This window comes from Paenibacillus thermotolerans (assembly GCF_028745515.1).
Lineage (GTDB): Bacteria > Bacillota > Bacilli > Paenibacillales > YIM-B00363 > Paenibacillus_AE > Paenibacillus_AE thermotolerans.
In genome coordinates, this window is record NZ_JAQZSG010000003.1 from 175717 (window position 1) to 193991 (window position 18275).

Annotated in this window: 14 protein-coding genes; all 14 read right to left on the minus strand. The window is 58.4% G+C overall.

Features of this window, described 5'->3' with window-relative positions:
• Positions 1–10 precede the first annotated feature (10 nt).
• From PT964_RS04285 to PT964_RS04350, 14 genes are read right to left on the minus strand one after another with little or no spacing between them, the layout of a single operon-like run.
• On the minus strand, positions 11–1048 hold the full coding sequence (locus tag PT964_RS04285; RefSeq protein ID WP_274362093.1) for an efflux RND transporter periplasmic adaptor subunit: 1038 nt from the start codon (positions 1046–1048) through the stop codon (positions 11–13).
• A complete protein-coding gene (locus tag PT964_RS04290) occupies positions 1045–1827 on the minus strand; it encodes a LamG domain-containing protein (RefSeq protein WP_274362094.1) in 783 nt (260 codons plus the stop codon). Before PT964_RS04290 ends, PT964_RS04285 begins: the two co-directional genes overlap by 4 nt.
• A gap of 46 nt (positions 1828–1873) precedes the next feature.
• Positions 1874–3688, minus strand: a complete 1815-nt coding sequence (locus tag PT964_RS04295; protein ID WP_274362095.1) for an FAD-dependent oxidoreductase — start codon at positions 3686–3688, stop codon at positions 1874–1876.
• Positions 3689–3695: 7 nt separating this feature from the next.
• The gene (locus PT964_RS04300) at positions 3696–4829 is read right to left on the minus strand and encodes a M14 family metallopeptidase (RefSeq protein ID WP_274362096.1); all 1134 of its coding nucleotides are present in this window, start codon (positions 4827–4829) and stop codon (positions 3696–3698) included.
• A 28-nt stretch (positions 4830–4857) separates the two neighbouring features.
• A complete protein-coding gene (locus PT964_RS04305) occupies positions 4858–6108 on the minus strand; it encodes an FAD-dependent oxidoreductase (RefSeq protein ID WP_274362097.1) in 1251 nt (416 codons plus the stop codon).
• An 18-nt stretch (positions 6109–6126) separates the two neighbouring features.
• On the minus strand, positions 6127–7572 hold the full coding sequence (locus tag PT964_RS04310) for a M81 family metallopeptidase (protein WP_274362098.1): 1446 nt from the start codon (positions 7570–7572) through the stop codon (positions 6127–6129).
• 5 nt (positions 7573–7577) lie between these two features.
• Positions 7578–8885: an aspartate aminotransferase family protein gene (locus PT964_RS04315; protein WP_274362099.1), complete on the minus strand. Its 1308-nt coding sequence runs from the start codon at positions 8883–8885 to the stop codon at positions 7578–7580.
• 7 nt (positions 8886–8892) lie between these two features.
• Positions 8893–10164, minus strand: a complete 1272-nt coding sequence (locus PT964_RS04320) for a Gfo/Idh/MocA family protein (RefSeq protein ID WP_274362100.1) — start codon at positions 10162–10164, stop codon at positions 8893–8895.
• A 36-nt stretch (positions 10165–10200) separates the two neighbouring features.
• Positions 10201–11322: a hypothetical protein gene (locus PT964_RS04325; RefSeq protein WP_274362101.1), complete on the minus strand. Its 1122-nt coding sequence runs from the start codon at positions 11320–11322 to the stop codon at positions 10201–10203.
• Complete coding sequence (locus PT964_RS04330) at positions 11319–12101, minus strand: creatininase family protein (protein WP_274362102.1); 783 nt, start codon at positions 12099–12101, stop codon at positions 11319–11321. The genes PT964_RS04325 and PT964_RS04330 overlap by 4 nt, the downstream gene beginning before the upstream one ends.
• Positions 12098–12850 (minus strand): SDR family NAD(P)-dependent oxidoreductase, encoded by a 753-nt coding sequence (locus PT964_RS04335; protein ID WP_274362103.1) that lies wholly within the window; start codon positions 12848–12850, stop codon positions 12098–12100. Before PT964_RS04335 ends, PT964_RS04330 begins: the two co-directional genes overlap by 4 nt.
• Positions 12847–15159, minus strand: coding sequence for an FAD-dependent oxidoreductase (locus PT964_RS04340; protein WP_274362104.1), 2313 nt, complete (start codon positions 15157–15159; stop codon positions 12847–12849). The genes PT964_RS04335 and PT964_RS04340 overlap by 4 nt, the downstream gene beginning before the upstream one ends.
• A gap of 19 nt (positions 15160–15178) precedes the next feature.
• On the minus strand, positions 15179–15916 hold the full coding sequence (locus tag PT964_RS04345) for a glycerophosphodiester phosphodiesterase (RefSeq protein ID WP_274362105.1): 738 nt from the start codon (positions 15914–15916) through the stop codon (positions 15179–15181).
• A gap of 18 nt (positions 15917–15934) precedes the next feature.
• Complete coding sequence (locus PT964_RS04350; RefSeq protein ID WP_274362106.1) at positions 15935–18193, minus strand: ligand-binding sensor domain-containing protein; 2259 nt, start codon at positions 18191–18193, stop codon at positions 15935–15937.
• Between the last annotated feature and the right edge of the window lie 82 nt (positions 18194–18275).

Below are 18275 nucleotides of genomic sequence, written 5' to 3' on the forward strand. Positions count from 1 at the left end.
CGGCAAGCGGCTACTGGAGGATCACTTTCTGGCCTTCGGTAAGTCCTTTCACGATCTCGATGGCCGATTGCGATTCGATTCCTTTTTCCACATCGATTTCCCTTACGCTTTCCCCTTCCAGCACCTTTACGAACGTTCGGTCCAAAAAGCTGATGAGCGCGTTTCTCGGTACGACGATCACCTGATCTTTTCGCTGAAGGACGATGGTCATATCGGCGGTTTCGCCCAGCGGCGGGATGAAGCTTTCATCGTCCAGCTTGACGTACACCGTTCTTCCGTACTTTTCGCTAAGCTGCGGATCCTCCGTATACGGAGCGGAAGCCGGACATTGCGTAACGGTGCCGAGCAGCCGCCGGTCTCGATAGACGATTTCCGCCTTCATGCCGACCTGCACCTCCAGCAGCTCGCCTGAGGCGCCTGACGTATACGAAAGCCGCACGCTGTCCGGATCGGCGATCGTAACGTAACGGATGCCGCTTCGGACCTCATCTCCCGGCTTCGCCTTCTCCATGGCGCTGATGACGCCGTCCGTCTCGGCCAGCATAACCTTGCCCTCCGCTTGTTTGCGAATATCGTCCAGCTTCAGCTCGGCAATTTGCAGCTCCAGCGCCCGCACTCGAACAGCGGCTTCCTCCCGGTTTTTCATCGCTTGTTCGAGGGCCAGCTTTGCAGCCTCCACATCCCTCTTTCTTTCCAGTACCGCAATATCGAGCCCCTCATTTTCCAGCGTAATCAAAGGCTGTCCTGTAACGACCCGGTCTCCGGGGCGAACGTGAACTTCCGTTATTTTCCCCGTTACTCCCTTAAATTGCTGATACGTCGTCTTCGTCGATTCGATCGTTCCGGTGCCCTTCACTTGACGCGTTACGGTGCCCCGCATCACTTCATAAATATTGTAGGATTCCTTCTGCGGCGTGACGAGCGGCGGCTTCAGCACCTCTTCTTCCTTCGGAAGCAAGCTGCAGGCGGGCGCAAAAGCCAGGAGAGCGATGAAACTGAAGAGCACCGCTTTTTTTCCGCTTCGCTTGCCCTGCAACCTGCTCGTCATTCCGCTCTCCCCATCGTCTCTTGCGCCATGCGCCAAAGCTCGTCTTCGGACAGCGCCCTGTTAAAGACGGCAAGTCCGCTGAGCAGTCCGGTAAAGAAGTTACCCGGTTCACCCGACCGGTCGACCGCTCCCACGGTGAAGTCCGCCCCGTCCTCGCCGCCGTCGAAGATGCCTTCGTCGTAGCGGTACGGGTTAAACCGCTCGCGTGCATCGAGCCGTCCGTTCAAATAAGACTTGGCGAACTTCCCGTCGTAGGTGAACGCGGCAAACTGCCATTTCCCGCGCGGGACCGGAGTTTTTCCGATCGAGGCGTCCATACAATACATATAACCCGGCGTCGGTCCGCCGACGGAGGAGACGTGTCCGCAAACCTGTTCGCTGCTGTCCCATATTTTCAAATTTAAAAACAAACAATATTGCCGCTTTCGCTCCGTTTCGTTCCAGAAGCCGGCGACCGCTTCGCAGCCGTCATATGCGGAAGCGCCCCGTTTGATCCAAGCCGCGACGGACACCTGAGCCTTCGGTCCGGTTACGTTTAAGGCGGGGCAATCCCGCCGAGGGATGCGGAACCATTGTCCGAATCGGACGTCCGCCGCATGCGGACCGAATACGCCTTCCCCGGCGTTCGCGACCGGTCCGTTCATTTCTTGCAGCCTATATTCGTAAGGTCCGAGGGAAACTCTATCTTCCCCGGGAGCTTCCCGAAAATCCCAAAAGCTGACAAGACCCGGGCAAGCCGTAACGGATAGCAACCGCTGCTCTGCGCTGCTCCCCTTCATGCTGATAACCCCCCGCTCTTCGACGCAATTTTGTAAATGGAAGCTTTTATCCGCAAACGATTTCGACGATTCTGGCATGATCGAGACCGTTCGTGGCAATCACTTCGATTCGGATGGCGGAAATTCCTTCCAATCGGAACGGGAAATGCAGCTGCCTTTGATAATTGTCCTTCACGTGAGCCAGCACCGTCGTCCCTCCCGCATGCTCGGCCAGCAGCTTGAATTCCCGCAGCGTCTCCGGTTGAGCCGTCCCCCATTTCATTCTCATATAGTGATTATCCTGGTGGGTTAGCGCGAGGTGACGATGAAGCCCCGTATCTAACGTTATAGCAATCGACGTTATATCGACGGGCGTATCCCAGTTAAGCGTAAGCCAAGGGCTCGGGTCGCCCGGCTGCGACATCCAGCGGTGCGTCCCCGGCTTTGCCAAATCCGGTCGGACACCCCTTTCTCCATGAACCGAACGGGTCATCCCGTCGGCCACGTTCTCCGCCTTACCGACCTCCTGCTCGGAAGACGCACGGATTCGCGCTTTCGCGGCAAGGTTGCCTTCGAACGCGATCCCCGGCAGAAACGCGCCTTGACGGATCAGCTGCCGCTGCGTCTTCTTCACCGTATCTGCATCCCGCCAGGCATCGTCCACAGCTTTTCCGCTTTGAAGGGCGATCGCGGCGAACGTCCCGAGCCCCTCTCCCATTACGGAACACGTAGCCATCACGCGCGTGCTCGAAAAAGCAATGTGCGTCGCCGATAGATTGCGTCCCGCGAACATGAGATTCGTTATATTTTTACTGATCATGCACCTCAGCGGAATTCCGTACAAGTAAGGCATATAAGGCTGATTGCAAGGCTCCTCGTCCTTCGCGTCGATTCCGGCGGGCGGATGCGTATCCATCGACCATCCTCCGAACGCTACGACATCCGGAAAGTGGACGGCCTGCTCGATGTCGTTTTGCGTCAGCACGTGTTGCCCGATAAATCGTCTCGATTCCCGCTTGCCCGGCAAAAATCCGAACCAATCCAGCGCCCAGCTTGCGGATTCCGGGTGGTGCCCGCTGTTTTTAATATGATCCCAGACGCCAAGCATGATCGAAAGCAGTTCGTCGCGAATGCGTTCGTTATCTTTGATCGTATCCAGCGTTCCGCCGAATTCCACCCACCAGTAGCCGTATTCCCATCGGCTGTGGTCCCTGAACTGCAGATCCTCTTCCGTGAACTTTCGCGCCCAAGGCGGAGCGATAAACGGCATAGGCCTCCCCATGTCTTTCGCTGTGAAGAGCAGGGAAGAGCCTAGCCGGTGAGCGTCCCGGTTCCGCCTGGCGCCGGTTTCGTTATACTCCTCCGACGCTTCGCGTCCTGTCGTATACAGCGCGCCCGCTTCGCAGCCCAGCCGGCCGTCGCCCGTGCAGTCGGCAAACAGCTCCGCGCGAATGACGAAATGATCCTCCGTGCTTTCCCGAACGGCATAAGCGCTTTTGATCCGGCTGCCGTCCATTTCGACTCCCACTACCGTCGTGTTCAGCAGCAAAGTAAGGTTGTTTTCCGCGCGGCATTTTTCGTACAATATCAAATCCAGCATGCTGGCGCTTCGCTGCGGATTGCGAACGGAGCATTCCAGCATAATTTCCTCGATGATGCCGCTTTCCCGCGCCTCCGTCTCGAGCTCCTTGCCTCTGACCGAAGCTCCCGAAACGTGCATGCGCACTTCGGAGGAGCTGTTTCCCCCGAGCACGGGACGGTCTTGAACGAGCACCACTTTCGCGCCGTTCCGGGCCGCAGCCAGCGCCGCGCAAACGCCCGCTAATCCGCCCCCGGCAACCAGCAGCCCGGCGGTAAGCTCCTTTACCTCATCGTTTCCCAACCCTGTTTCACCTCTCAAGCAAATAAGCTTGCAGCGCTTCGGCAACATCGGCACCGAATGCCCTGCAGCTTTGCTGCGTAAAAACCGTTCCTTCCGAGCCGAAGTACGGAAACTCCAATGTGAGCGCGAGCCTTGCGCCCAGCCTCTCAAAGAAGGCGCTGCAGTTCGTGCCGTGCGGCGTATTCCAGTCCTCGCCCATCTCAATGTCGTGCACGGGGTCGTACCGGATGCGCCCTTCGGAACCTTCCGTTCGATGTCCCGCGGCTGCGAGCATTGCGCCGAACCGTTCGTTTTCCTCCTTCATCGGCGAGCCTCGCTTGACGATGAACGGAGCGTCGTTGCGGTCTCCCCATTTGTACGGGCTGTGAAAGTCGATGCCGGCCTCAGGCTTCAGCTTGCCCGCATAGTCCATGATGGCTGCCGTCGTGCGGTAGAGCGGCTCCTTTATATAATCGCGGTTATGATCGTGGGGCACCCGGCCTTTGCCTTGGTCTCCGTTCTCGACGCCGTCCAGATCAACGAAAGGAATGTAATGAATAAGAATGTGCCGTAAAAAGGATGCCTTCAATTTCGTTATACAGTGCGTAATTAAGCCTTCCAGCAGGTACGAGGGGGTGGATTCGCACGCATGATGCCTACAGGTCAAGAGGATATGCCTATCGGCCGACGGATTTCCGATCCGCAGCAGCGGTACCGGCCGAAGCTGCTCGGTTAGGACGAGCACCTCCCTTCGAACAAGCGGATGGGGTGCGATCTCAGCGTAAAACCGCTCGAAATGATGAAGCTGATACGGCATGCAGAAGCAGAAATATACGGATTCCCCCGCTTCGAACGTATAACGGAACGCCGTCCGCGACATCGTATATTCCGTCCCAAGCCATTCCCAGCGTACGCCGTCTTTGCTGACGGCGGGCCCCCACGGCCCGACGACCTCGCCGTTCATGAATTCAAAGGTGTACGTGCACGGAGCGGAGGAAGCGGACGATTCGGTATCGAAACAAGCGCAAAAGCTCCAATAAAACCACCCGTTCGGCGTGTCGCGCAAATCCTGCTCCAGCCTTACGACCCGCGTTCGGTCCTCGATACGAATCAGGCGAATATTCCCTCCGGCATAACGGCTCGATAGGTGCAGACTCGGCATTCGTTCGTCACGCTCCCGTTCGCCGCAATTACGCTTTGTAAAAAACGACGTTTTGCCGCCGCAGCCTTTGATGCAGCTCTTCCACCGATACGTCCTCCGGCGAAATACCGCGCTCCTGCGCGATCGAAGCGGCAATCCCCGCCGCCTGGCCGAGTGCGTAGCAGGTCGCTTGCACCCTCATTGAAGACATGGCGACGTGGGTGGCCGAAATCGCCCTCCCGGCGACTAGCAGTCCTTTGATATGTTTAGGAAGCATGCAGCGGTACGGGATATCGTAGCCTTCCACCTTCCGTTCGTCGGTGCCCGATTTTCCGTCGGGATTATGGATGTCGATTTCATAGTTCGTTTGGGCGACGCAATCGTCAAATCTTCGGCCCGACAATATGTCCTCTTCCGTAAGCGTGTAATGTCCGACGATTTGATTCGTTTCCCTTACCCCCACCTGACCGGGGATGTGCGAAACCATATAGTTTTCGAAGCCGGTTCGCTGCAAATAGTCCGCAACGGAGAACGCCTGCCGGAGCGATTCCCGCTCCGCAAAGGAAACATCCTTAATCTTGGCTCCGTTGCCTCTGACGCGGGTCATGTTGACAAGCAGCGTCCCGGCTTCGCCGCGTTCCCAGTACAGGCGCCTTCCCTGCGGCAGGTCCGCGACGTCCTCATATCGATAGCAGTCTTCGGGCAAATGGCGCTCCACCGGTTTTCCGGTGTCCTGCATCATGAACATAAGCGTCATCGGCTGCGTCATTCCGTCCGATTGTCGGCCGGATGTGTATTCCGCTCCGGCATCGATCGCCACCCGGGCGTCCCCGGTACAGTCGATAAATACGTCCGCTTCAAATGCGACCAAGCCTTCCCTGGAGTTCGCAATGACGGCTTTGACCGCGTCTCCTTCTTTGACCGCGCCGGCAAAGCTGACGTGGAACAACACCTCCACGCCTTCCTTCTCCAGCTTTTGATTCAAATAATGTCGCAGCCGAAACGGATTGTACTGCGGCCAGATCGAACCTTGATGATTTTCGGGAACCGATTGGGCCGGAAGCATTTCGGAAATAATTTCCCTATAAATTCCCGTTACATTGCCGATCCCCATGAACACGCTGACGTTCCCTAACGTCCCCATGCCTCCCAGCTGACCGGAATGCTCAATGAGAATCACTTTTTTGCCGCACCGGGCCGCCGCAATCGATGCGGCCACTCCCGACGGGCCCCCGCCGGCTACAACAATGTCCGCTTTAGCGTATACCGGCACTTCTCTTTGAAACTGATAGCTTGCCAAAAGATATCTCCTCCTTCATCATCCATGAATCGGATATACGCCGCTGCGCAAATGCTTGTATTCGAAACGTCCGAAATCGGCGGAGGTCACGCCCGCCGCATCGACCTCGACGGAAGCTTTCGCAATTTTCCCATACGACGATTTCCATTGAACGGCGCCTTTGACCGCGATATATTTCAGGTGCTTCAGGTGGATTCCCAAGCTTTCGACCGCCGCCAAATCGAAGGCGGGAACTCTCTCCGTCGTTAAGGCGATATAAACCGAATTACAGTCGATCACCGCCGTTTTCCCCATATATTTCAGTTCCCCGGTTCGCTCGCTGCGGTAACTGCCGTCGCTGATGCGGATTACTTTGCCTGTGACCGGAACGGACTCTCCGTGGAGCCGGTCCGTCTTGGCTCCGACCGTTGTCGTGAGCACGTTCCCGATGCCGGCCGCTATCGCTTCGTTCACGGCTTGCGGATCGGCGATCATCACGAAGCTGTCCTTCAAACCGTGCCTTAGAATGGCCGCGAGCACATCCGTTCCGTCCCCCGAAGATCCGCCGCCGACGTTGTCGCTGGAATCGACAAGAACGACCGGATAGCTGTTCATCGCTTTCGCTTGAACGATGCCTTCCTCCGGAGACGGCAGGCTTGCGACAAACCGCTCCTTCCGCTCCTCCAAATGCCGTCCGAGCATGCCTGCCCACTGCTGCGCTTTCGCGCTGTCATCGTTCGTCGTGACGATAAAGCCCGCGCCGGACCAGTACGTGTCTGCGTACGGAAATCCGCCGGTGACGCTGACGTTCACGACGCCGCTCTCGCGTTCGACGGCATGCGCCATATCCATAAGATCCTTCATCGGTGAAACGTCGGTTAGCATGGATTGAACGGAAGGCATGACTGACGGTTTATAGAGGCAGGCTGTAGGCTTGATGCGGTTTAGAAGAATGTTGTGAAGAACGGTCACCGCTTCTATTGCCCGAGGGTAGTAGTCGGTATGGGGATACGTATCGTACCCGACCAAGCACTGGCTGAGGGAGACCATTTCGGGCGTTACGTTCGCATGAAGGTCTATGGTGCAGACGATCGGTTTGTCGGGGCCGATGCGCTCCCGGATTCGGCCGAGCAGCCAGCCTTCGGCGTCCTGCTCCCGCGTTGTCGCCATGGCGCCGTGAAGCACCAACAGGATGCCGTCGGCTGACGGATCCAGCGAGTCGATCAGCTCGTCGGAAAGCGTAAGGAACAATTCGTGTTCGACGATTCCGCCCGGGACCGCCTCCGCGTACAGGGCCGGCGCCAATTGCAGCCCAAGCTCCCGCGACCGGTCGATCACGCCGCCCCATGTGCCGGACGTCCCTTCGTAGCGTTCCAATAGTTCATTGCCCCTTGCCAAGGCGCAGCATTCAAAATGGCGAAGCGTCGTCAGCAACGGAACAAACGTGTTCGTCTCGTGGAACATGCCTCCGACTGCAATTTTCATATTTTTCACCGCCGTTTCGGCTTTTCTTTTTTGAGGCGTTTCACGCTTTTTTCGAATAGATGCGCCGTGCGATCGATATCTTCTTCAGTATGGGCGGCGGAAATATACCATAGCCCGCTCGGCCGGACCATCAGTCCTTCCTCCAGCATAATTTCAGCCAGCTCGGCGAATCTATTGGCGTCTCTGCGCGCGAATTGCTCGTATCGTTCAACCGGCCGTTCATCGGTAATCATCGTGTGGAATACGGGACCGCGGCTGTTGATCAGGAACGGAATGTCCTCATTTGCGGCAATTTGCCGCATCGCTACGGTTAAGCGATCGGACAGCTCATACATCCTGTCGTACACTTCCCCGCCGCCGGCTTCCAGCACTTCGATCGTGCTTATCGCCGCCGCGGTACACAGCGGATTGCCGTTCAAGGTTCCCATATGATTGACCCGGTTCGACGCAATCAATTCCATGATGTCCTTCCTGCCCGCGACCGCGCTCAGCGGCATGCCGCCGGCAACCGCTTTGCCGAGCGTCACCAGATCCGGCGTTATCCCAAGTGCCGTCTGCGCGCCTCCGAGTCCGAGCCTAAAGCCGGTAATAACCTCGTCGAAAATGAGCACGATGCCGTGGGCGGCGGTCAGCTCACGAAGCCGTTCCATATACCCGGGGAGCGGCGATAAGCAGCCGGAATTGCACATGATCGGCTCCGTAATGACGGCGGCCAGCTGCCCGGCATGCCGCTCGAACGCTTCGTCCAGCGCACGCGGATCGTTCCAAGCAATTTGCACGACTTCGCGCAGCGAAGACGGGTCTTGCCCTTCCGTTGCGGGGACGGCTTCTCCGGCAGCCGAGGAGGCTGCAGACGCGTTCACGTTATCGAACCAGCCGTGATAGTGGCCTTCGAAGCGCAATATTTTGCTGCGGCCGGTAAACGCCCGGGATAGCCGCAGCGCGACGTGAACCGCTTCGGACCCCGTGCTGCTGAAGCTGACCCGTTCGGCGCACGGCACATGCTCCGTAATTTTGCGGGCCAATTCGATTTCGCCTTGGTGCTGGGCTCCGTACGCCTGCCCCTTCTCCGCTTGCCGCCGGATCGCTTCTACAAAACGGGGATGCGCATGCCCCAATATTTGGGGACCGTACGCCATGATGTAATCGATATACGTGTTTCCGTCGACGTCGGTAATCCGGGAGCCTTCGGCATGATCGATAAATAACGGAACCGGCTTCATTGCTAGGCGGAGGTTGCTGGCAACGCCTGCGGCGACGTATTGCTTCGCTTGCTCGAACATTTCTTTGCTGCGATTAAATGTAAATGTCATGAATAATTCACCTCGTTAAGAAACGGCTGAACTGTTGTTTGAACTCCGAAAGATGGATGACATTCTTGTTCACCCGCGCTTGCTCAGCCGCGAACGCCATCAGATGGCTTTGCACCGAATGCTCCGCCGCCGTTAGCATTTTTCCTTTGCCGCCTTCACGCACCGTGCGGACGAAATCGCTGATGATGCCGCCGTCGCCGCCCCCATGGCCGGAATCCGCTTTCCCGTCGAGCGGGATGATCTCCCGCTTGCCCGCGCCGAAACGGATGAGCTCAATTTCGTTGTTTTCCATCGAAGCGCGAATTTCGCCTTCGGTTCCCATCAGCTTGAGCGTTCGGGAAATTTCGTTCGTGAACGCCGTCATCGTAAAGGCGGCAGTCACCTCGTTGGCGAATTCCAAATTGACGACCTGATGGTCGACGACGTCGTTATCGCACCGGTACACGCATCGTCCGTAAGGCCCTTCCTGCAGCGCCTTCAGCCGGGCTTCGTAGCTCGGGTCGTCGCTGATCGCCTCCGCCAGCCATCCCGGGTCTTCGGATAAGTACACGTCGGGCGCGTAATATAGGCATGTATCCGCTGCCGGACAGCCGTCCGTGCACCGCTGCGGCGCGCCTTCCGGAGCGTTCCCGGCGCGAAAATGGGAGAGCGAGCCGAAGGACGATACGCTCACGCAGTCCGCACCGGCGAGCCAAAGCAAAATATCCATGTCGTGGCACGACTTGGCGAGAATCATCGGGCTCGACTCCTGCGAATTTCGCCAATTGCCGCGCACGAAGCTATGCGCTTGATGCCAGTAGCCGACATTCTCATTGTGCTGAATGGACATGAGACGGCCGATCGCCCCTTCGTCCAGCAGCCGTTTCAGCGTTCCGAAGAACGGGGTGTAGCGGAGGACGTGGCAGATCGAAAACACGAGCCCGAGCTCCTTCGCTTTATCGCCCATTTCTATGCACTGCTTCGGATCGGGCGACATCGGTTTCTCCAACAGCACGTGATAACCCGCATCCAGCGCCTTCATCGTAGGCTCGAAGTGCATCTTGTCTTGCGTGCATAGGAGTACCGCATCCGCCAGCTTCGGTCCGGCAAGCAGCTCTCGCCAATCGGCGAATAGCATACTTTCATCCAGGCCATGCCTTTCCGCCATCTTCCTTATCCGGTTCTCGTTCGGATCCGCTACGGCCACGACTTGCATTTCGTCCGGATGCTCCAAGGCGTACTCCGTATACCCTTGCCCCCGCAATCCGGCGCCGATCAAAGCCACTTTCACTACATTCATAATTGCCCGATCCCCTCCTTCTCTATTGCCGACTGTTTATTCCGATCCCGCGCCATAAACGATGCTTAGCTCGGGCGTTTCGATGGTTTGGCCGTAGTGGAAGCTGTCGACCACGGCACATGTCAGCCCGGTGGTGAGCAGCGTGCGCTCGATCGGGAACGGCTGCTTGTGGGTGACGATCATCTCTTCGATCATTCGGGTGAGCCGCTCGAAATGATCGAACGGCCGGTCCAGCTGACTGTTGCAAAGCGCCGCAACGACTTCGCCGTCAACGCTCCGGAAGGCGTAGCCCCATTGCTCGACCAAGCTTTTGAATTGAACGATGTAGCCTTTAGTACCGTCCTCGTACTCGATGAACATCAGGATCGGGCCCGGTTCGATTTCGCGCGGGTGAACCGAGGGCAGTCCCGGATAAACGGATAACGCCTGCAGCATCAAATCCTCCGGCCATTCGCCGCGGTCCATCGCCGACCATACCGCTTCTCCCTTCGTTACCGAGACCGTCCGGACGCCGGTTTCCCCGCCGTTCCGCCGTTCTGCTGCCCACTGCAGCACCTCCAGCGCATGAAAGCCGTAAGCCTCGACCAGCGTCGAATGGCTGATGACTAACACCTCCTTCAGCGTGCGAAGCTTCCGTAGGTCGTATGCCGGCACGTGCTCGGTGTGAGGAATCGAGGAGCCGCCCATGAACGGTATGTTACGCCGCTTCAACTCGTTGTACATCCACACCGCCTCTCGATAATCGTAGGAAAAATGCTTGTCGGAAAAGATCGGCACCGCGAGTCCGAGTTCATCCAGCGCGAGCAGCGTCTCCTCCAGAAAGCGGCGTCTCGGGTAAAGCGTCTGTCCCTTCTCGTTGTTCGGATAGTTGCCGTGCTCTCCGATGATGACGACTCCGTCGATCGGTTCCGGGCAATGCTCCGCGCGAATCGTATCCCGAATGGTTGGATAAATCGGGATGCCGAGCCGGCGCGCCGCCTCTCTGCTCATATCCTCGGGAGGCGCTTGATCCGTGTAGATGGACACGACTTGAACCTTGGGCTCGTAAGAAAAATCGCCGAGCAGCCGTCCCAGTATGACATCGGCATGCGAGTTGAACCGGTACTCTGTAACGATGACCGCAACCTTCTTCGCGGCGCGCCTGCCCGTTTCGTTCATCTTCCTATCTCCCCCTCTTCCATGGCGCGGACCGTCCGAATGAGCCACTGCGCCACGCTGCCGATTATCGCGTCGAGATACATCCCGCCCTTCTCCGGCGATGCGGCCGCCGCAGCGTCCGTATATCCGTCGCAGCCGGTCAGCTCTTGGTGCCTGCCGATGAAGGCGCCCGGCGGACCGGAGTTGATCCAAGGTCGGCTTGTATGCTCCGCGCCGATTCGATCCGTCCTAACGAGCTCCGGCCGGATCGCCATGATCGCGGACGTTTCGAACCCTCCCGCATGACCCGGCACCATCCCGACCTCGCTCGCGTTCACCAAGCGCAGCGCATCGCCCGCTACGCTCCAATAAGATGCGGAAGCGGTCCATATCGGATAGTTGACGGCCAAATCGTTGGCGGTCTGGTGCATGATCGGTTCGTTGCCGCCGTGTCCGTTCAGGAATATCATTTTGCGGAAGCCGTCCGTGACCAAGCTTTCGCCGATGTCCCTGAGCATCTGCAAATAGGTGGATGACGTAAAGGATATCGTGCCGCCGAAGGAAAGATGATGCTGCGAGCAGCCGAACGTCAGCACGGGCGAAATCAGCAGCGGAACGTGCGCGGCTGCGAGCTCGCCCGCCCGGACGGCGATGTGCTCGCAAATCAAGCTGTCCGTAAATACCGGAAGATGCGGGCCGTGCTGCTCGGTTGCGGCGAGCGGGATAAGGACGGCATAGCCTCGGCCGGCCATCTCCGAAATTTCTTCCCGCGTGCAGTAATGCAGTAATAACGGTTTCATTGATGAAAGCCCCCGTCCACAGGCAATAAGGCGCCGGTTATATAAGAAGAAGCGTCCGAGAGCAGAAACGCCGCCATCTCGTTGATCTCATCCGCCCTGCCGCTCCGTCCCAGCCAAACGACGCTGCGGATCGTCTCCTTCGCTTGCTCCGTCAGCCCCGCGAGCATGTCGTCGGGCTTGAAATCGCCGGGCACGAGCGCATTGGCCCGGATTCCGTACCGCGCATAGTCGGCCGCCAGCACTTTCGTGAATTGGTTGACGCCCGCTTTGGCTGCGCCGTACGCGAGACAGCCCGGAGAAACGATCTGCCCGAGAATCGAAGACGTATTGACGATGGAGCCTCCCCCCGAGCGGATCATCAAGGGCAACACATGCTTGCAAACAATGAAAGTGCTGGTCAGCGTCCCGCGGATGGAAGCCTCCCATTCTGCCAGCGTCAGCTCCAGTGCCGGCTTCCACACGTTGGTGTAGACGTTATGATACGAGCCGTCCAATCGGCCGAATTTCCGTTCAATCTCGGATACGATCGAAATGACGCTGTTTTCGTCGCAAACGTCGGCCTCTACGAACAGAAATCGCTCCTTCCCGTACTGCTCCGCGAGCCGTTCCGAGTCAGGGCAGTTTTCGATTCCGGCGAGGTCGCACGCGGCGACGCTCGCCCCGCGGCTTAAAAACATCGAGACGGCGCTTCGGCCCAATGTTCCGAGCGCGCCGGTAATGAAAATGACTTTATCTTGAAGCGTGTTCAACCTCGCTCACCTTCTCCGTTCGAACTCGAATAGCACCGAATTTCGTAGATCGCTGCGGACGGGTCTCCGTTCGTGGACAATACCGATACCCGAAGCCGGTCGGTTACGACAGGCTGTTCCGGCACGATCACGGCTCGGCGGTGATACTGCTCATCCTTCTCGCCGATTTTCGTCCAACGGCCGTCAATGAACGCTTCGAACGAAAGATGCTTCGGACATTGCGGATCTCTGTACAGCGCGCGATAATTCCGATAATCCCTAAGCAGCTGACCGGGAAACGTGCATTCGATGCGCCCGATCGTCACTTGCCTCCCCCATGACAGCTCCAGCCACTGCGGCAGCGGTTCGGACGGGTCGGAGCGCCACAGGTTGGAGGATCGGTAAGGCCGCGTCACCCCGGTAAGCGCTTGCTCGGCGCCGAAGCAAGCTTGCGGCGGCTCGATGCGGAAGCCGAGCGTCTCGCCCCCGCCGTACCTGCGCATTTGCCCGGTTCCGAGGTCGTAGGCGCTCACATGCCCCGGCACGACGTTCTCGGAAGCATGCCAGCGAATTTGAGGATTCGCCAGCAGGTCGAGCCGGATGTAGGAGCCTTGCAGCGCCGTTACGTCCAAACCGACGGGCCACTCCACCCACTGCTCAAGCCCCGGCTTCACCGTCAGAACGGCCGCTGCCAGCGGCTCGCCCGGCTCGACCCGGTAATCCCAAATATGATCGACCGCGTACAGCCGCGCCTCTACGGTTTGTTCCGAGTCCGTCTCGTTGCTTAGAGCGACGGACAGCTTGTCGATGCGCTCAGCGCCGACCGCGATCCATTGCCCCCTTCGCTGCGTCAGCGCATCCGCGCCTTGCTGCCACGGCCCTTCGGAGCCGGCAAGCATCGCCTCGCTGCTGGCTCGGATCGAAGCGGAACGAGCCAAGTCGTTGGGGTCGTCAGCCGCGACATTCGGCAGGAAGCAGCCGTCGCGCAGCAGCGCTTGCTGCACGTCCGCGATCGCCTTCGCCGGCACGTCGCGGGCCGGTATGCCGGCGCGGACCGCCACGGCCGCCGCCGTTCCGGCCGCCTGCCCCATCGCGGCCGTCGTGCCCATGACGCGAACCGTCCCGAGCGCCGCGTGCGTGACGCTGACGTTGCGGCCCGCCATCATCAGGTTGTTCATCCCTTTGGCAATCAGGATGCGCAGCGGAATGCCGTAAGGGCCGACGTAGCTTTTGGCGGCGTAGGCGCTGTTATGCCCCTCCGCCGCAGCCCGTTCGCTGAACGGCGCCAGCAAACCGCCGGGCTCGTGCAGGTCGACGAACCAGCCTCCGTAGGCAACTTCATCGGGGAAAACCGTCTTCTGGAGCGGATCGTGCTCCGTCATCAAATATTCGCCCATAATGCGCCGGCTTTCCCGCTTGCCCGGCACTTGGCCGATCCAATCGAGCGCATAATTCGCCGCCGCGACGCTCAGCTCCGGATCCCGATTTTTAATCCAATCCCATATGCCGAGCACGTGCCTCGTCAATTCGTGGCGCAGCGTCTCATTGTCGTAAATCGTATGCCACGGCACCGATAGCTCGATCCACCAATAGCCGCTTCGGATTTCCCCCGGCCAACGCCCTTGCTTGTAGAAGAAGTCCGGATCGTCGTAATAGACGGCCCATTCCGGCGCTTTGAACGGCACGGGACGACCCATATCCTTCGCCTTGAAATGAATCGAGTTGCCCATGACCGCATCGCTCGCTTGCTCCGGCGCATGCGGCTCGCCGAATTCGGCGCGGCTTTCCGTTCCCATCCGCCACTCGCAGCCGGCGAATGCCGCCACGATGCCGTCCCCGGTGCAATCGATGAACAGATCGCCGCAAATCGCAAGTTCCGTCTCCGCCTGATTGACGCGGCCGATGACGGCTTCCACCGTGCGTTCATCCTTCATCCGCACGCCCGTTACGGCCGTATTCAGCCGAAACGTCAAATTCGGCGTCCGCATGGCGGTATCGTACAGCACCATGTCCCATACGCTGTTGATCCAGCCGTTGTCCCAAGTCGGTTCCTCGTGATTCCGCGCCCGTTCCTCCGTCAGCAGCTCGTGGATAATGCCCGTCTCCCGGGCGTAAGCATGAAAGCTTGCAGCGCCCTGCGGCGGAACGCGGATTTCCGACGAGCTGTTGCCGCCGAACACCGGACGGTCCTGCACCAGGCAAACGCGCGCGCCATGGCGTGCGGCCGCCGCAGCCGCGCAGAAGCCCGCCAAGCCGCCGCCGCAAACGACGACGTCGTAACGCTCCTCCGCCTGCCGGTAGTCCGAGCGAGCCGTTCCTTGATTTTGCACTTCAATCGCCTCGATTCTATCAATCTAGCAGCTCCAGACCGTTCCTCATCCGCTTCACATTGTTTCCCAGTACGACATCGACGCCGAGCCGCGCCAAATGCCTCGTTTGCTCCTCGTAATCGTCATATAAAAAAGAACAATGAACGAGCTTGCGATGCCGTCTGATCCGCTCGACCATCTCCGGCGTGACGGACGGATGCACGCTAACCGCATCGTGACCGTGCGCAATGGCGTTATCCAAAATCGGCCCGTAATCTTCCGCCCCGGGCGCTCCGTCATTTTGCGTTCGCGCCCGCCGCTCCTCCCGCTTGATCCGATTGATGGCGCCGGGTCTTCCGAAAAATACGGCTTGCTCCAGCATTCCTCGTTCGGCAACGAGCCGCAAGAGCGGAACGGCGTCATCCTCCGCGCATTTCAGATGAAGAACGAGATCGACGTTTGTTCCTTTGAACTCTTCCAGCGCTTCGATTAAAGCCGGCACCCTCGTATCCTCCCGGCGGGCGAACGCTTCGCTCTTCCACGCTCCGGCGTCGAGCAGCCGCAAGGATTCTCCGTAGCTCAAACGCTCGATCAACCCGCCGCCGTTCGTCGTCCGGTCCACGGAAGCGTCGTGCATCAGAATGAACACGCCGTCCGCCGCCCGTCGAACGTCCATCTCGATACCGTCGGCGCCTTCCTTATACGCTTCCCGAAGCGATAGCATCGTGTTTTCGGGATATGCCTCCGACGAGCCCCGATGGCCTTGTATTTTCAGCATGACCACCACCCTCCCGTCTTACGGATTCGAATCGTTCGGCCGGACTACGCCTTGATAGTGAACGATGCTGCCGTACAGTTCTCCGGAGCCTACGGCCAAAATGTCGTCTTCCGGGGAATAAGCCAAGCACGAAATGAAGTGAATGTTCGCCCATTCCGCATCGATCTGGCGCAGATCGTTGTTGTCTTTAATGACGCGCGGCCTCCCCAAATCGACAAAGCCGGAATCGGGCGAGAAATGGAATACGTGCCCCGCATCCCGTTCTCCTCCGTATACGCCGACAACTTCGCTGCCGCTGAGCCGGATCAAATTACGAAGCATCCCGGCGGAATGCAATCGTCCGTAACAAGTCCTTTTCCGTAAATCGGGCGATAGGCTGAACAGCATCCCGTCATACGTTCCTGCAACGACCGTTCCGTCCGCAAGCGGCGCTCCGCCGGTTACGGCCGCAAGGAACGACCTGCCCCGAACGGATGGGGCTTTCACCTGAAGCATGACCGCAGAGCGATCCTTCAGGATGTACATCAGCAGCTCGTCGTTATTTCCCGACAACAGCAGCCTCTCATCGTCGAGCCGAATGACCGTGCTTTGTTCCGAAGCTAAGCGCACGCCCGGTAACATGTCCGAACGGCCGTCCCCGCCGGCATCGATCACGTGCAGCAAGCCCTCGGCATCGTTCGCGAGCAGCATATCTTTCTCAAGGAAACAAATGAGCGCCGCAAGCACTGCACCATCCTTCAGCGAAACCTGTTTCCGGACGACGCCCGCCGCCAAATCGGCAATCAGCAGGTTCCCATCCGCCGTCAATACGGCCGTCGTACCGTCATCCGCATCGACGCAAGATCGCGGAGCCGCTTGATCGTAAAGAACGGAGATGCCGGACGGCGCATTAGCGCCGATATCCGATTCGATCAGCAATACCCGGTTGCGCCCGTTCACCGAATGCAGCTTCCCGCCGGCAACCCGCATGTGGCATACCGCCGTGTCATGCCAATCCATATGCTGATGCAGCGGCAGCGTGCGCGTATGTTCGGCGACGATATGCATGTACGCGGGAACGCCGATTCCGTTGTAATCCGGCTCGGAATACGGCCGTAATGCCGCAGCCGGAGCATCCGCTCCCGGAGGCTGCAGCTTCTTCGCGTCAACCGCCAATATGTAAGGCGAAAACTCTCCGCAGACGTCGACCATATGCAGCCAGCCGTCGGAATCGAATATCATTTCGCAAACATATTGCGAATCTTTGCCGGCATACGTAATCAATCCGAGATTTTCCGGCGTACCGCCGTTATACACGTCCCAGCGGACGAGCCGAATCGGACAATAGCCGTCAAACGTCTTTAAACCGTAATAAAGAACGAAATGTTCGTCAGCCGCCAAACCGCCGATTCCGTACGGGTTGACCGGAATTTGCCCGGGAAGATGAATGTGCCCGTGGCGGGTAATCTCCAGCGTGTCCGGATGCAGCTCGATCATCTCGCCGTCCATGTTATCCACCATAAAGATCGTATCCTTGGGGGAATGAACGGCGAAAATAAATTGCCTCCGATGCTTCGTGCCGTTCGGCGACGTGAAGCTCGCTTTCACATCTTGGATGCTGTCCGTCTCAGGATCGTACCTCCAGATCCCCCCGGTGTACGAGCTTCCGTAGAAGCGCCCCTTCTTGTCCTTCACAAGTCGGCATGAGGAAAACTCGGACACCTTTCCGTAATCCTTCACTTCGTTCGTTTCCAAATCCAATCGGTAAAAATGCCCTCTCATATAGCCGAGAAAATAATAATACCGGGGATCGTTCCCAAGCATGCCGCCGTACACGCTCTCCCGCGGAACCGGAATGCCCCGGACTTGGACTTCGTTCGTATCGGGATTGACGAACATAAGGATCGAACCGGGATAGCCCTCCCACGGATGCTCGTAATACTGCTCGAACATCCATTGCTTGTGCCCGGGCGCCGGGGCCGTATTATGGGTAGCCAGAATGAGCCGTCCGTCCGGCATAAAATCGATGCTCGTATGAATTTTGCTGGGCGGCATTTGCTGCGCGTCAACAATCCAAGCCTTTGCCACGTCAAAGATGAGCCGCAGCTCGCCCGTCTTTGGATAATACTCGTAGAGCAGCGCGGTCAACGGCTTCTCGTTTTCCCCGCAAACGCTTACAAAAAACCGTCCGTCCGGCGATTTTACGAAATCCCATACCGCATTGTGCCCCAGCTCGTTCGGCAGCTGCGTAAACCGCGTATGCTCCTCCGGCAGCGCCGCCAGCAACTGTTGTCGCATCAATAGTGCCCCCTTAGACTAGACTGAGTATCCGCTCTTTAATCCCCTTGCTTATTTTTCCAGTTGTTAAAGAAATTCTATC

Coding starts and splice junctions, on each gene's coding strand:
- PT964_RS04285 (WP_274362093.1), bottom strand. CDS start 1,048: ATGACGAGCAGGTTGCAGGGCAAGCGAAGCGGAAAAAAAGCGGTGCTC.
- PT964_RS04290 (WP_274362094.1), bottom strand. CDS start 1,827: ATGAAGGGGAGCAGCGCAGAGCAGCGGTTGCTATCCGTTACGGCTTGC.
- PT964_RS04300 (WP_274362096.1), bottom strand. CDS start 4,829: ATGCCGAGTCTGCACCTATCGAGCCGTTATGCCGGAGGGAATATTCGC.
- PT964_RS04310 (WP_274362098.1), bottom strand. CDS start 7,572: ATGAAAATTGCAGTCGGAGGCATGTTCCACGAGACGAACACGTTTGTT.
- PT964_RS04315 (WP_274362099.1), bottom strand. CDS start 8,885: ATGACATTTACATTTAATCGCAGCAAAGAAATGTTCGAGCAAGCGAAG.
- PT964_RS04320 (WP_274362100.1), bottom strand. CDS start 10,164: ATGAATGTAGTGAAAGTGGCTTTGATCGGCGCCGGATTGCGGGGGCAA.
- PT964_RS04325 (WP_274362101.1), bottom strand. CDS start 11,322: ATGAACGAAACGGGCAGGCGCGCCGCGAAGAAGGTTGCGGTCATCGTT.
- PT964_RS04330 (WP_274362102.1), bottom strand. CDS start 12,101: ATGAAACCGTTATTACTGCATTACTGCACGCGGGAAGAAATTTCGGAG.
- PT964_RS04345 (WP_274362105.1), bottom strand. CDS start 15,916: ATGCTGAAAATACAAGGCCATCGGGGCTCGTCGGAGGCATATCCCGAA.
- PT964_RS04350 (WP_274362106.1), bottom strand. CDS start 18,193: ATGCGACAACAGTTGCTGGCGGCGCTGCCGGAGGAGCATACGCGGTTT.